A 14,240-nucleotide genomic window follows, 5' to 3' on the forward strand; every position below is an offset into this window, starting at 1 on the left:
ACACGTTCGGCGGCAGTGGGCTGCCGGACGTCTTCCACGGGACGCGGCTGATCCCCGTCGGCGCAGGTGCCGTAGCGGGAACTCCCAGGTCGAAACATGCGTTCTCCTCAGCTAAGGTAAGCCTCACCTAACTTACACGGAGGTCCGTTCAACGTGAACCAGTCGCGTCCCAAGGTCAAGAAGTCGCGTGCCCTCGGCATCGCGCTGACTCCCAAGGCCGTGAAGTACTTCGAGCAGCGCCCCTACCCGCCGGGTGAGCACGGCCGGGGTCGCAAGCAGAACAGTGACTACAAGGTCCGTCTGCTGGAGAAGCAGCGTCTGCGCGCGCAGTACGACATCAGCGAGTCCCAGATGCGCCGTGCGTACGACCGCGCGCGCAAGACCGGTGCCAAGACCGGTGAGGCCCTGGTCATCGAGCTGGAGCGCCGTCTCGACGCGCTCGTGCTCCGTTCCGGGATCGCGCGGACGATCTACCAGGCGCGTCAGATGGTCGTGCACGGTCACATCTCGGTCAACGACCGCAAGGTCGACAAGCCGTCCTTCCGTGTGCGCCCCGACGACGTCGTCATGGTGCGTGAGCGCAGCCGCAGCAAGTACCCGTTCCAGGTCGCCCGCGAGGGTGGCTACGCCGGTGAGGGCGAGACCCCTCGCTACCTCCAGGTGAACCTTCAGGCGCTGGCGTTCCGTCTCGACCGGGACCCCAACCGCAAGGAGATCCCGGTGATCTGCGACGAGCAGCTCGTCGTCGAGTACTACGCTCGCTGAGCCCGTTCAGCACCACGGACGGGCCCGCTTCTCAGCCCGCCTGCCTTCCGTCGGCACCGCCCGGCGGAGGCACGGCGGGCTGAGGTGTGTCCTGGCCCTGTTCCCCCTCGGGCGCGGCCCCGGCCCCGGGCAGCCGCCCCGCCGAACCCTGTGTGCTGCGGCCCGTCTCCGTGCCGGTGGAGCGGGCGCCCGTTACCCGGTCCCTCTCCCGCGCCGCGTGCCATCCGCGCACCTCGCGGTCCACGACCGTCAGCAGGCCCAGCTCGCGTCCGCGCGTGAAAGCGTGCTCGTAGTACGCGCCGCCCAGCGCGGCACGCAGGTGCGCCTGCGAGGTGGCGGCGAGGCTCTCGAAGTGGCGTGAACCGAAGCGCCGCGCGCCCACCAGCCGCCAGCCGTCCTCGGCGGCGCCCAGCATCGCCGCGGCGCGCTCGGGGTCCTCTGCGGCCGTGAGCGGCGCCAGGTGTTCCAGCGCGATGGTCATGCCGAGCACGTCGTGGAAGTCCCGTTTGATCGCCAGGCACTCCGAGGACAGCTCCCGCGCCCGCGCGTGATCGCCGCGCACCATGTGCACATAGGCGAGGAGGTAGAGCGTGTACGACAGGACCCAGCGCTCGCCGCTGCCGGCGGAGATGTCGCGTGCCTCCTCGCTCAGGGTCAGCGCGGTCTCCAGCTCGCCGTCGAAGGCGTGCGCCATCGCCAGCTCGACCTGTGCCAGCACCACCAGCGCGTTCAGCTCGCCGAGCTGGCGGAAGCGGTCCAGCGCGTCGCGCAACAGGGCCTTGGCGCGCCCGAGTTCGTCGCTGACCACGGCCAGGCAGCCGAGCATCTGGAGCGCGTACGCGGTCGCAGTCTCGTCGCCCTCGCGCTCGCTCAGTTCCAGGCACTCGTGCAGCACGCCGAGTGCGGAGACGACCTGGCCGCGCACCGTGAGCACCAGGCCGGAGACCCAGAGCGCCTTCGCGCGGGCACGGGGGTGCACGCCCTCGGTGCCCAGCGCGCGGTCGAGCCAGTGCTGGCCCTCTGTCACGCGCCCGCACCCGATCCAGTAGAACCACAGCGTCGCGGCGAGGTGCTGCCCCGCCTGCGCGTCCCCGGGCTGTTCCAGGCTCAGTTCGAGCGCGAGCCGCAGATTGGGCAGGTCGCGCTCGACGCGCGCCGTCACGTCCTCCTGCCGCGGCCCGAACCAGTCCAGCTCGCACCAGGTGGCCAGGCCCAGGTACCAGTCACGGTGCCGTCTGCGCAGCTCGTGGTCCTCGCCCAGCTTCTCCAGCCATCCGGCGCCGTACTCACGGACCGTCTCCAGCATCCGGTAGCGGGCCTGTCCCTCGGTGTCGGCACGCACGTCCCGTACGACGACGGACTGCGCCACCAGCTCGTCCAGTACGCCCAGCACGCGGTCGGCCGGCAGTGCCTCGTCGGAGCACAGATACTCGACCGCCTCCAGGCCGAAGTCACCGGCGAAGACCGACAGCCGTGCCCACAGCAGCCGTTCCCGCGCGGTGCACAGCTCGTGGCTCCAGCCGATCGCCGTACGCAGCGTCTGGTGGCGGGGGAGCGCGTTGCGGTCGGTGCCGGCCAGCAGCCGGAAGCGGTCCTCGATACGGTGCGCGATCTGCTCGACGGTCAGCACTCGCAGCCGTCCGGCGGCGAGTTCGACGGCGAGCGGGATACCGTCCAGGCGGCGGCACACCTCGGCGACGGTCTCATCAGGCCCGGGCGGACGGGGGAGCACGGCGCTCGCGCGCTCCATGAACAGCTCGACGGCCTCGTCGACCGGCATCGGCCGCAGCGTGAAGACGTGTTCGCCCCCGATCTCCAGCGGCCTGCGGCTGGTGGCCAGCACCCGCAGTCCTGGCGCGCGGCGCAGCAGCGCGCCCACCAGCTCGGCGCACTCGCCGACCAGGTGCTCACAGCCGTCGATCACCAACAGGGCCTCGCGGTCGGCGAGATGGCGCAGCAGCGCGGAACGCGGCGGGCGTACGGAGCCGTTCGCCAGGCCCACGGCTCCCGCGACGGTGTGGTCGAGGAGGCATCCGTCGCGCAGTGAGGAGAGTTCAGCCAGCCATACACCGTCGCAGAAGCGATCCTGCACGCGCTCGGCGACGCGGAGCGCAAGCCGTGATTTCCCCACCCCGCCGACACCTGTCACCGTCACCAGCCTGGAGCGTCCGAGCGCTTCCTCCAGTGCGCCCGACTCGGCGCCGCGGCCCACGAAGCGGTTCAGCTCGGCCGGGATCCGACCGTATGCCGGCGGCGTGCGCCGGGGCCTTCCGGCTCCGTCCGAGGGCTGTCCGTGATGCTCGAAGGGTCGCATGGGACACGGAGCGTACTGGCCTGTTCGCTCACCGTACAATCGCCCGGACCGATGACAGCACGCCCCCTGTGCGGCCCACCAGGAATGCGGTACGGGCGCGGGGGCACGGCGCGATAAGGTCGGTACCTCATCCGCCGCCGCGGTCGGCCACCCGGCGAGCGGCGGCCGACCCCATGACGATCCAAGGGAAGCGGTGCAGCGTGTCCGGTGGAGAAGTTGCCGGCCTCCTCGTGGCCGTCTTCTGGGCGATTCTGGTGTCGTTCCTCGCCGTTGTGCTGGTGAGGCTCGCCCAGACGCTCAAGGCGGCGACCAAGCTGGTGTCAGGCGTGACGGAACAGGCGGTCCCCCTCCTGGGAGAGGCATCGGCGACCGTACGTTCAGCGCAGACCCAGCTCGACCGCGTCGACGCCATCGCGACCGACGTCCAAGAGGTCACCTCCAACGCCTCGGCGCTCTCCTCCACCGTCTCGACCGCCTTCGGCGGCCCACTCGTCAAGGTCGCCGCATTCGGCTACGGCGTCCGCCGTGCCCTGGGGGGCAAGAAGGACGGGGACAGGACGGCGCCGCAGCGCAAGGTGGTCGTGAGCCGCACAGTTCCCGCCGCGAGGCGGGCAGGACGCAAGCGCGGAAAGGGCTGATCCCGCACCATGTTCCGCCGCGCCTTCTGGTTCACCACCGGTGCAGCCGCCGGTGTCTGGGCCACCACCAAGGTCCAGCGCAAGATCCGTTCCCTCGCGCCCGACGCGCTCGCGGTCCGTGCGGCCGACAAGGCCGTCGAGGGCGGCCACAGACTCAAGGAGTTCGCCCTCGACGTGCGCGCCGGGATGTCCCAGCGCGAGGTCGAACTCAAGGACGCGCTCGGTCTGTCGGCGCCCGTCGAAGGGCCCTCGCACCGCGAGCTGCCCGCGCAGCCCGGCAGACAGCAGCTCGGCGCGCGCTCCGCCCCCCGCACCAACTACCCGACGCACCCGTACGACCGGAATGAGGACCACTGATGGAGTCGGCTGAAATCCGCCGCCGCTGGCTGAGCTTCTTCGAGGAGCGTGGGCACCACGTCGTGCCCTCGGCATCGCTGATCGCGGACGACCCGACGCTGCTCCTGGTTCCCGCCGGCATGGTCCCGTTCAAGCCCTACTTCCTCGGTGAGGTCGCCCCGCCCTGGCCGCGCGCCACGAGCGTGCAGAAGTGCGTACGTACGCCGGACATCGAGGAGGTCGGCAAGACCACCCGGCACGGCACCTTCTTCCAGATGTGCGGGAACTTCTCCTTCGGCGACTACTTCAAGGAAGGCGCCATCAAGCTCGCCTGGGAGCTGATGACGACCCCGCAGGACAAGGGCGGATACGGCCTGGACCCCGAGCGCCTGTGGGTCACCGTCTACGAGCAGGACCCCGAGGCCGAGCGGATCTGGCGCGATGTCGTGGGCTTCCCCGAGGAGCGCATCCAGCGCCTCGGCATGGAGGAGAACTACTGGGACATGGGCGTCCCGGGCCCCTGCGGTCCCTGTTCCGAGATCAACTACGACCGCGGCCCCGAGTTCGGCCCCGAGGGCGGCCCCGCCGTCAACGACGAGCGGTACGTCGAGATCTGGAACCTCGTGTTCATGCAGTACGAGCGCGGTGAGGGCTCCAGCAAGACGGACTTCGAGATCCTCGGTGACCTGCCCAGCAAGAACATCGACACCGGGCTCGGCCTGGAGCGCCTGGCGATGATCCTCCAGGGCGTGCACAACATGTACGAGATCGACACCTCGCGCGTCGTCATCGACAAGGCCACCGAGCTGACCGGTGTCGCGTACGGCGCCGCCGAGGGCTCCGACGTCTCCCTGCGCGTCGTCTCCGACCACATCCGTACGTCCGTGATGCTCATCGGCGACGGCGTCACGCCCGGCAACGAGGGCCGTGGCTATGTCCTGCGCCGCATCATGCGCCGCGCCATCCGCAACATGCGCATCCTCGGCGCCACGGGCCCCGTGGTCCAGGACCTCGTCGACACCGTGATCGAGACGATGGGGCAGCAGTACCCGGAGCTGATCACCGACCGCAAGCGGGTCGAGACCGTCGCGCTCGCCGAGGAGGCCGCCTTCCTCAAGACCCTCAAGGCCGGCACCAACATCCTCGACACCGCCGTCAGCGAGACCAGGGCCGAGGGCGGCAAGGTACTCGCGGGCGACAAGGCGTTCCTGCTCCACGACACCTGGGGCTTCCCGATCGACCTCACCCTGGAGATGGCGGCAGAGCAGGGCCTCTCCGTGGACGAGCAGGGCTTCCGCCGCCTCATGAAGGAGCAGCGGGACCGCGCCAAGGCCGATGCCAGGGCCAAGAAGCAGGGCCACGCCGACCTGTCCGCCTACCGCGAGATCGCCGACAGCGCGGGCGCGACCGCCTTCACCGGTTACACCGACACGGCCGACGAGGCCGCCGTCGTCGGGCTGCTCGTCGACGGCGTCTCCTCGCCCGCCGCGCACGAGGGCGACGAGGTCGAGGTCGTCCTCGACCGCACCCCGTTCTACGCGGAGGGCGGCGGCCAGCTCGCCGACACAGGCCGCATCAGGCTGCACAGCGGCGCCATCATCGAGGTCCGCGACGTGCAGCAGCCGGTACCCGGCGTCAGCGTGCACAAGGGCGTCGTACAGGTCGGCGAGGTCACCGTCGGCTCGGCGGCCTATGCGCAGATCGACGCCGGAAGGCGCCGCTCCATCGCCCGCGCGCACAGCGCCACCCACCTCACCCACCAGGCGCTGCGCGACGCGCTGGGCCCGACGGCGGCGCAGGCGGGCTCGGAGAACGCGCCGGGCCGCTTCCGCTTCGACTTCGGCTCGCCCGCGGCCGTGCCCGGCGGTGTGCTCACGGACGTCGAGCAGAAGATCAACGAGGTGCTCGCCCGCGAACTCGACGTGCACGCCGAGTACATGGGCATCGACGACGCCAAGAAGCAGGGCGCGCTGGCCGAGTTCGGCGAGAAGTACGGGCAGACCGTACGCGTGGTGACGATCGGCGACTTCTCCAAGGAGCTGTGCGGCGGCACCCACGTGCACAACACCTCGCAGCTCGGCCTGGTCAAACTGCTCGGCGAATCGTCGATCGGCTCGGGCGTGCGCCGTGTCGAGGCGCTGGTCGGTGTGGACGCCTACAAGTTCCTGGCGCGCGAGCACACCGTCGTCTCGCAGCTCACCGAGCTGGTCAAGGGGCGTCCGGAGGAGCTGCCCGAGCGGGTCTCCGGCATGCTCACCAGGCTGAAGGACGCGGAGAAGGAGATCGAGCGGTTCCGCGCCGAGAAGGTGCTCCAGGCCGCAGCGGGCCTGGCCGAGGGCGCCAGGGACGTACGGGGCGTGGCGCTGGTCACGGCGCGGGTGCCGGACGGCACGGCGGCCGACGATCTGCGCACCCTGGTTCTCGACGTGCGCCAGCGGCTCGGCAGCCGTCCCGCCGTCGTCGCGCTGTTCGCCGTGACCAACGGCCGCCCGCTCACCGTCATCGCGACCAACGAGGCCGCGCGGGAGAACGGCCTCAAGGCCGGTGACCTGGTGCGCGCCGCAGCCAAGACGCTGGGCGGCGGGGGCGGCGGCAAGCCCGACGTCGCGCAGGGCGGCGGCCAGGACCCGTCCGCCGTCGACGGTGCGATCAGCGCGGTCGAGCGGCTCGTCGCCGACGCCGGAGGCAATGCCTGATGTCGTCCGTCCGGCGGGGCAGGCGCCTTGCCGTCGATGTCGGGGACGCCCGTGTCGGGGTCGCGAGCTGCGACCCCGACGGGGTCCTCGCGACCCCCGTCGAGACCGTGCCGGGGCGCGACGTCCCTGCGGCGCAGCGACGGCTCATGGCGCTGGTCGAGGAGTACGAACCGCTGGAGGTCGTCGTCGGCCTTCCCCGTTCGCTGAACGGCGCTGAGGGCCCCGCGGCCCTCAAGGTCCGCGCCTTCGCCGAGGAGTTGGCGAAGAACATCACACCCGTACGGGTCAGACTCGTCGACGAGCGGATGACGACGGTCACCGCCGCGCAAGGAATGCGGGCCTCCGGGGTCAGTTCCAAAAAGGGACGTTCACGCATCGACCAGGCAGCGGCAGTAGTGATCCTGCAGAGCGCACTGGATACCGAACGGGTGTCCGGTGAACCCCCAGGCCAGTGCGTCGAAGTGGTTGTCTGATCGCGGTACGGTAACGTTCCGCGCGACACGGCAGCCGCCCGAACACCACTCGCACAGCGCGGGGATACCGCAGCAAGCGCCCGACGCGCGTCCACCGGCTGCCGCTCTCGCGTCACAAGGGGATCGATGACTGAGTATGGCCGGGGACCTGGTTCCCAACCGTGGCACCCTGAGGATCCCCTTTACGGGGACCCGGAGTGGGGCGGTGGTCAGCACGCCGGTTACCAGGACGGCTGGAATCAGTCCCCTCAGCAGGGCGGTTACGAGGGTCAGCCCGGATACCCCGCTGATCCCGGAGCCCAGCAGCCGTACTACCAGCAGCAGCCGCCGTACCCGCAACAGCAGCAGTACCCGCCGCAGCAGCCGCAGTACCAGGAGCAGCAGCAGTACCAGCAGCCCGTGCAGCAGCAGCCCGTTTATCAGCAGTACGGCGGCGGCTGGGACACCCAGGGTGGGGGCCAGCACTACGATCCGTCGTACGGCGGCGTCGGCACCGATCCGTACGGCATCCCTCCCGTTGACCCGTACGGCACGGGCGAGCAGCCCGCCTACCCCGGCTACCAGGGGGCGCAGGCCCAGGGCGGCTACCCCCAGCAGCAGCCGCAGTACCTGCGCGAGCAGCCGGCACCGCCGCACCAGCCGGGCCCCGTCGACCCCGACCCCGACACCGGCTGGGACCCGGGGCCCGACCAGGGCGAGCACGCCTTCTTCACGGAGCGTGACGAGGACGAGCTGGACTTCCTGGACGAGGACGACGAGGGCGGCCGGCGCGGACGCAGGGGTGGCAAGTCCAAGAAGCGCGGCGGCGAGACCAAGCGCAAGAGCGGCTGTGCCTGTGTGGTCGTCTCGCTCGTCCTCGTGGCAGGCGTCGGCGTGGTCGGCTACTTCGGCTACGACTTCTACCAGGCACATTTCGCCCCCGCCCCGGACTTCGCAGGCCCCGGCTCGGGCGACGTGATGGTCGACATCCCCGACGGCGCCTCCCTCGCCGACATGGGCGAGGTCCTCAAGCGCGAGGGCGTCGTCAAGAGCCCCGGCGCCTTCGTGGACGCGGCGGGCGACAACAAGAAGGCACAGAGCATCCAGGCCGGTACATACACGCTCCGTAAGCAGATGTCCGGAGCCAACGCCGTCGATCTGATGCTCGACCCGGCCAGCCAGAACGGCCTGATCGTCTCGGAGGGCTGGCGTGCCAGTCAGGTCTACGAGGCCATCGACAAGAAGCTCGACGTCCCCAAGGGCACCACCAAGAAGGCGGCCGGTTCCGGGAAGATCGGCCTGCCGAAGTGGGCGAGGGGCAAACCGGAAGGTTTCCTCTTCCCGTCGAAGTACAGCGTCGGCAAGGACAGCGAGCCGGCGGACGTCCTCAAGCAGATGGTCGCGCGGGCCGAGGCGGAGTACGCCAAGACCGGTCTGGAGTCGGCGGCGAAGAAGGCGGGCAAGACGCCGGAACAGATCATCACCGTCGCCTCCCTCGTCCAGGCCGAGGCCCAGCAGGACCACGAGTTCGGCAAGGTCTCCCGGGTCATCTACAACCGGCTCGACCAGGACATGCGGCTCGGCTTCGACTCGACCATCAACTACGCGATGGGCCGCTCCACGCTCGACACCAGCCTGACCGATACGAAGTACCCCTCGAAGTACAACACCTACCTCCACAAGGGCCTCCCGCCCGGCCCCATCGGCAACCCCGGCCACCAGGCGATAGAGGCCGCGCTCAAGCCGACGAAGGGCGACTGGCTCTTCTTCGTCACCGTCAAACCGGGAGACACCCGTTTCACGGCCGACGAGAACGAACACCAGAAGAACGTCGAGGACTTCAACGAGGTCCAGCGTGAGAACGGCAAGAAGAAAGGGAACGGCGGCTGATGCCCCACCAGGTGCACCAGGGGTCACACACCGGCGGAACGCGGGAGGGAGAGCGCCCGGAGGGGCGCCGCCAGGCACGTACGAGACGCGCCGCCGTCCTCGGGTCCCCCATCGCGCACTCCCTCTCTCCGGCGCTGCACCGCGCGGCGTACGCCGAACTCGGCCTGGACACCTGGTCGTACGGTCTCCACGAGGTCGACGAGACCGGCATCGCCGGCTTCCTCGCCGACCTGGACGAGCAGTGGGCCGGCCTCTCCCTGACCATGCCGCTCAAGCGCGCCGTGATCCCGCTGCTCGACGAGATCAGCGAGACGGCCGCCTCCGTCGAGGCCGTCAATACGGTGGTCTTCACCGACGACGGACGGCGGCTCGGTGACAACACGGACATCCCCGGAATGACGGCAGCCCTGCGTGAGCGCGGTGTCGAACGCGTGGAGAGCGCCACCGTTCTCGGTGCGGGCGCCACCGCGTCCTCGGCGCTCGCCGCGCTCGCGCGCGTGGTCAGGGGCGAGGTCACCGCGTACGTACGCAGCGAGGAACGGGCGCGCGAGATGCGCGGGTGGGGCGAGCGGCTCGGCGTCGCCGTCCGTACGGAGGACTGGGCCTCGGCCGCCGCGGGCCTGCGCGCCCCGCTCGTGATCGCCACCACGCCCGTGGGGGCGACCGACGGGCTCGCGTACGCGGCGCCCGCCGTCGGGGGCACGCTCTTCGACGTCGTCTACGACCCCTGGCCGACGGCGCTCGCCGCCGCCTGGAACGGGCCCGTCGTCGGCGGCCTTGATCTCCTGGTCCACCAGGCGGTGCTCCAGGTCGAGCAGATGACGGGCTGCCGTCCCGCGCCGCTGGCCGCCATGCGTGCCGCGGGCGAGGCCGAGCTGCGCGCACGCTCCTGATCTCCGTACGGCGCTTCCCTTGCACGGCTCCCCGTACGCGCCTGTGCACGGCACGGTCCGCCGCCCACCAGCGGTGGCTGCCCGCCCGCGTCCTGGGGCCGGGCGGCGAGCCGTCCGGCATCCGGGCCGTTGCGAGGCGGTGGCGCCGTACGTGGCAGGATCGGAAACACACATTGAGCGGGCCGCGCGGCGGCTGAGAGGAGCACCGTTGAGCAGGTTGCGCTGGCTGACGGCGGGGGAGTCGCACGGCCCCGCACTCGTGGCGACGCTGGAGGGGCTGCCCGCCGGCGTTCCCGTCACCACGGACATGGTGGCGGACGAGCTGGCGCGCAGGCGTCTCGGCTACGGCCGTGGTGCGCGGATGAAGTTCGAGCGCGACGAGGTCACCTTCCTCGGCGGCGTACGCCACGGTGCCTCGCTCGGTTCCCCTGTCGCCGTCATGGTGGGCAACACCGAGTGGCCCAAGTGGGAGAAGGTCATGGCGGCCGACCCCGTCGACCCCGCCGAACTGGCCGAACTGGCGCGCAACGCCCCCCTCACCCGCCCCCGCCCCGGCCACGCCGACCTGGCCGGAATGCAGAAGTACGGCTTCGACGAGGCACGCCCGATCCTGGAGCGCGCCTCGGCCCGCGAGACGGCGGCCCGGGTGGCGCTGGGCACCGTCGCACGCTCGTTCCTGCGCGAGGTAGCCGGGATCGAGATCGTCTCGCACGTCGTGGAGCTGGGCGGAGCGCGGGCGCCGTACGGCACGGTCCCCGTGCCCGGCGACGTGGAGCGGCTGGACGCCGACCCCGTGCGCTGCCTGGACGCCGACGCGAGCGAGGCGATGGTCGCGGAGATCGACCAGGCACACAAGGACGGCGACACCCTCGGCGGTGTGGTCGAGGTCGTCGCACACGGCGTGCCCGTCGGGCTCGGCTCGCACGTGCACTGGGACCGGCGCCTGGACTCGCGGCTCGCCGGCGCGCTGATGGGCATCCAGGCGATCAAGGGTGTGGAGCTGGGCGACGGCTTCGGGCTCGCGCGGGTCCCCGGCTCGCAGGCACACGACGAGATCCTGGCCCCCGAGCAGCCCGGCGGTGCCATCCGCCGTGCCTCGGGCCGTTCCGGCGGCACCGAGGGCGGCCTGTCCACGGGCGAACTCCTGCGCGTACGGGCCGCGATGAAGCCGATCGCGACCGTGCCCCGCGCGCTGGCCACCGTGGACGTGAGCACGGGAGAGGCCGAACGGGCCCACCACCAGCGCTCGGACGTGTGTGCCGTACCAGCGGCCGGCATCGTCGCCGAGGCGATGGTCGCGCTGGTGCTGGCGGACTCGGTGGCGGAGAAGTTCGGCGGCGACAGCGTCACCGAGACCCGCCGCAACGTCAACGGCTTCCTCGACAACCTGGACATCAAGTGACGGCCGTCGCGGGCCCCGCCGTCGTCCTCGTCGGGCCCATGGGTGTCGGCAAGTCGACCGTCGGCGAGATCCTCGCCGAACGGCTGGGCGTCGACTGCCGCGACACCGACCAGGACGTCGCGCGGACGGCGGGCAAGGCCATCTCCGAGATCTTCCTCGACGACGGCGAGGACAGCTTCCGCGAGCTGGAACGGGCCGCCGTACGGACCGCGCTCGCCGAACACAGGGGCGTGCTCGCGCTGGGCGGCGGAGCGGTGCTCTCCGAGGAGACCCGCGGCCTGCTGGCCGGGCAGCCCGTGGTCTATCTGGAGATGGGCGTCCATGAGGCCGTCAAGCGCGTCGGCCTGGACGCGCCCCGCCCGCTGCTCGTCATCAACCCGCGCCAGCAGTGGCGCAAGCTGATGGACGAGCGCAGGCCGCTGTACACCGAGGTCGCGCGCATGGTCATCAGTACCGAGGACCTCACACCCGAAGAGGTCGCCGAGGCGATCCTCGACGCATTGGAGCTCAAGAAAGCATGACGGAGCAGGCACTCACCCGCATCACCGTGGGGGGCACGGCGGGCACGGAACCCTACGACGTGCTCGTCGGGCGGCAACTGCTCGACGAACTCCCCGCTCTGATCGGCCAGGAAGCGCGCCGCGTCGCCGTCCTGCACCCCGAGGCGCTCGCCGGGACCGGTGAGGCACTCCGCGAGGACCTGGCGGAGCAGGGCTACGAGGCCGTCGCCGTCCAGCTGCCCAACGCCGAGGAGTCCAAGACCGCCGAGGTCGCCGCCTACTGCTGGAAGGCGCTCGGCCAGACCGGCTTCACCCGTACCGATGTGATCGTCGGCGTCGGGGGAGGGGCCACGACCGACATCGCCGGGTTCGTGGCGGCCACCTGGCTGCGTGGAGTGCGCTGGATCGCCGTACCGACCACGGTCCTGGGCATGGTGGACGCCGCCGTCGGCGGCAAGACCGGTATCAACACGGCCGAGGGCAAGAACCTCGTCGGCGCCTTCCACCCACCGGCCGGAGTCCTGTGCGACCTGGCCGCGCTGGAGTCGCTGGGCACCCACGACTACGTCAGCGGCCTCGCGGAGATCATCAAGGCGGGCTTCATCGCCGATCCCGTGATCCTGGACCTCGTGGAGAAGGACCCGGCCGCGGCGCGTACGCCCCAGGGCACGCACACCGCCGAGCTGATCGAGCGTTCGATCCGGGTCAAGGCCGAGGTCGTCACCGACGACCTGAAGGAGTCCGGCCGCCGCGAGTTCCTCAACTACGGGCACACCCTCGCGCACGCGATCGAGAAGAACGAGCGGTACAACTGGCGCCACGGCGCGGCCGTTTCGGTCGGTATGGTCTTCGCCGCCGAACTGGGCCGTATCGCCGGACGACTGGACGACGCGACGGCCGACAGGCACCGCACCGTGCTGGAGGCCGTCGGGCTGCCTGTGACCTACAGGGGCGACCAGTGGCCCAAGCTCCTGGACACCATGAAGGTCGACAAGAAGTCCCGGGGCGACAGGCTGCGCTTCATCGTCCTGGAGGGCCTGGCCAGGCCCTCCGTCCTGGAGAGCCCCGACCCCGCCATGCTGCTGGCAGCGCACGCCGAGATCGCGGCCTGAGGGCGCTCCGGAACATCCGGTACCGGGCCGTTCCCGGAACCGTGGAGGTGCTCCCGTGCGTCGGGCACTCGGGAGCGGACTCGGCCGTTCATACGGGGACGGCCGGGGGGGTACGTTCAGTACCCGCACAACACACGGCGCTGGCCGCCAGCGCCCGCACACGTGAGACGGAGTGGGGTCCGGATGCAGCACTACGGTGCCCATGGCGCCTATGGAGGCTTCGGGGCACAGCGGCCCGTTCCCCCTCCAGGCCCCTTCGCGCCCGGTGGCCCCGCACAGCACCACCCCCAGCCCCCGCAGCACCGTCCCCAGCCGCCCCACCCCCCGCAGCCGATGCGCCAGCCGCCGCAGCAGCCACCGCCCCAGCAGCCGCAACGGCAGCCATCGCCCCAGCCACCCCAGCCGCCCCGGCAGCCGTCCCCGCCGCAGGGGCCTCCCGCGCCCACGGGGCCGGGACCGGGGCAGCAGGGCCCGCCGGCCGGCGCGGTGCCGTCGAGCGAGACGACCGGGCACATCAGGCTGCCGACCGGCACCCCCGTGGAGATCCCCGCTCCTGACGCGGGACCGGCCCAGCTCGACGGCACGCGTGCGGCAGTGGCCGTGCTGCTCATCGGCCCCGCGGGCGCGGGCAAGACGACCGTGGCACGCTACTGGGCCGAGCACCGCGCCGTGCCCACGGCGCACATCAGCCTGGACGACGTACGGGAGTGGGTGCGCTCGGGCTTCGCCGACCCGCAGGCCGGCTGGAACGACCACTCGGAGGCCCAGTACCGCCTCGCACGCCGTACCTGCGGCTTCGCCGCGCGTAACTTCCTGGCCAACGGCGTTTCCTGCGTCCTGGACGACGCCGTCTTCCCCGACTGGCCCGTCGTCGGCCTCGGCGGCTGGAAGCGCCATGTCGGCCCGGGACTCATCCCCGTCGTCCTGCTGCCGGGGCTGGACGTCGTCCTGGAGCGCAATGCCGCGCGCTCGGGCAACAGGCGGCTGTCCGACGAGGAGGTGGCCCACATACACGGCCGGATGGCGGGCTGGTACGGCTCGGGCCTGCCGATCATCGACAACTCCCGGCAGGACGTGGCCAGTACGGCCCGCATGCTCGACAACGTCGTGGCCCGCAGCCTCGCCAGCCCCCTGAGCTGGTAGCGGCCCCGGAACGCACCCGCGGCGCCGGCCCTCGCCGGCCGACCGCGAGCGCCCGTCGCCCGCACGGCCCTGTCCGGACGGCCGCACCAGCTCCCTGTG

At 71.3% G+C, this 14,240-nt stretch carries 12 protein-coding genes; 11 read left to right on the plus strand and 1 reads right to left on the minus strand.

All coding sequences use genetic code 11. The annotated features are described in order from the left end of the window. The first annotated feature begins 153 nt into the window (after positions 1-153). Positions 154-765, plus strand: a complete 612-nt coding sequence (gene rpsD, locus NMN56_RS10440) for a 30S ribosomal protein S4 (RefSeq protein WP_274038897.1) — start codon at positions 154-156, stop codon at positions 763-765. Between the two features lie 31 nt (positions 766-796). Here the strand turns inward: rpsD and NMN56_RS10445 are convergent, their stop codons facing one another. Continuing rightward, entirely contained in the window at positions 797-3,079 is a 2,283-nt protein-coding gene (locus tag NMN56_RS10445; RefSeq protein ID WP_274038898.1) for an ATP-binding protein, read from the minus strand. Positions 3,080-3,252: 173 nt separating this feature from the next. Between NMN56_RS10445 and NMN56_RS10450 the strand changes: the two genes are divergently transcribed. The 10 genes from NMN56_RS10450 (at position 3,253) to NMN56_RS10495 (ending at position 14,141) form a co-directional block, all read left to right on the plus strand. Next, a complete protein-coding gene (locus tag NMN56_RS10450; RefSeq protein WP_274038899.1) occupies positions 3,253-3,717 on the plus strand; it encodes a DUF948 domain-containing protein in 465 nt (154 codons plus the stop codon). Positions 3,718-3,726: 9 nt separating this feature from the next. After that, positions 3,727-4,074: a DUF6167 family protein gene (locus NMN56_RS10455; protein WP_274038900.1), complete on the plus strand. Its 348-nt coding sequence runs from the start codon at positions 3,727-3,729 to the stop codon at positions 4,072-4,074. Continuing rightward, positions 4,074-6,749 (plus strand): alanine--tRNA ligase, encoded by a 2,676-nt coding sequence (gene alaS / locus NMN56_RS10460; RefSeq protein WP_274038901.1) that lies wholly within the window; start codon positions 4,074-4,076, stop codon positions 6,747-6,749. Before NMN56_RS10455 ends, alaS begins: the two co-directional genes overlap by 1 nt. Continuing rightward, complete coding sequence (gene ruvX / locus NMN56_RS10465; protein WP_274038902.1) at positions 6,749-7,222, plus strand: Holliday junction resolvase RuvX; 474 nt, start codon at positions 6,749-6,751, stop codon at positions 7,220-7,222. The genes alaS and ruvX overlap by 1 nt, the downstream gene beginning before the upstream one ends. Before the next feature lie 126 nt (positions 7,223-7,348). Continuing rightward, entirely contained in the window at positions 7,349-9,091 is a 1,743-nt protein-coding gene (gene mltG / locus NMN56_RS10470; protein WP_274038903.1) for an endolytic transglycosylase MltG, read from the plus strand. After that, positions 9,091-9,984: a shikimate dehydrogenase gene (locus NMN56_RS10475; RefSeq protein ID WP_274038904.1), complete on the plus strand. Its 894-nt coding sequence runs from the start codon at positions 9,091-9,093 to the stop codon at positions 9,982-9,984. The genes mltG and NMN56_RS10475 overlap by 1 nt, the downstream gene beginning before the upstream one ends. Positions 9,985-10,192: 208 nt before the next feature. Next, the gene (gene aroC, locus NMN56_RS10480) at positions 10,193-11,386 is read left to right on the plus strand and encodes a chorismate synthase (RefSeq protein WP_274038905.1); all 1,194 of its coding nucleotides are present in this window, start codon (positions 10,193-10,195) and stop codon (positions 11,384-11,386) included. Continuing rightward, complete coding sequence (locus NMN56_RS10485; RefSeq protein WP_430542522.1) at positions 11,383-11,907, plus strand: shikimate kinase; 525 nt, start codon at positions 11,383-11,385, stop codon at positions 11,905-11,907. The genes aroC and NMN56_RS10485 overlap by 4 nt, the downstream gene beginning before the upstream one ends. After that, positions 11,904-12,998, plus strand: a complete 1,095-nt coding sequence (aroB, locus tag NMN56_RS10490; RefSeq protein WP_274038906.1) for a 3-dehydroquinate synthase — start codon at positions 11,904-11,906, stop codon at positions 12,996-12,998. The genes NMN56_RS10485 and aroB overlap by 4 nt, the downstream gene beginning before the upstream one ends. 183 nt (positions 12,999-13,181) lie before the next feature. Further along, positions 13,182-14,141, plus strand: a complete 960-nt coding sequence (locus NMN56_RS10495; RefSeq protein ID WP_274038907.1) for an AAA family ATPase — start codon at positions 13,182-13,184, stop codon at positions 14,139-14,141. Positions 14,142-14,240 lie beyond the last annotated feature (99 nt).

It is taken from the genome of Streptomyces iconiensis (genome assembly GCF_028657195.3).
GTDB classification, from domain to species: domain Bacteria; phylum Actinomycetota; class Actinomycetes; order Streptomycetales; family Streptomycetaceae; genus Streptomyces; species Streptomyces iconiensis.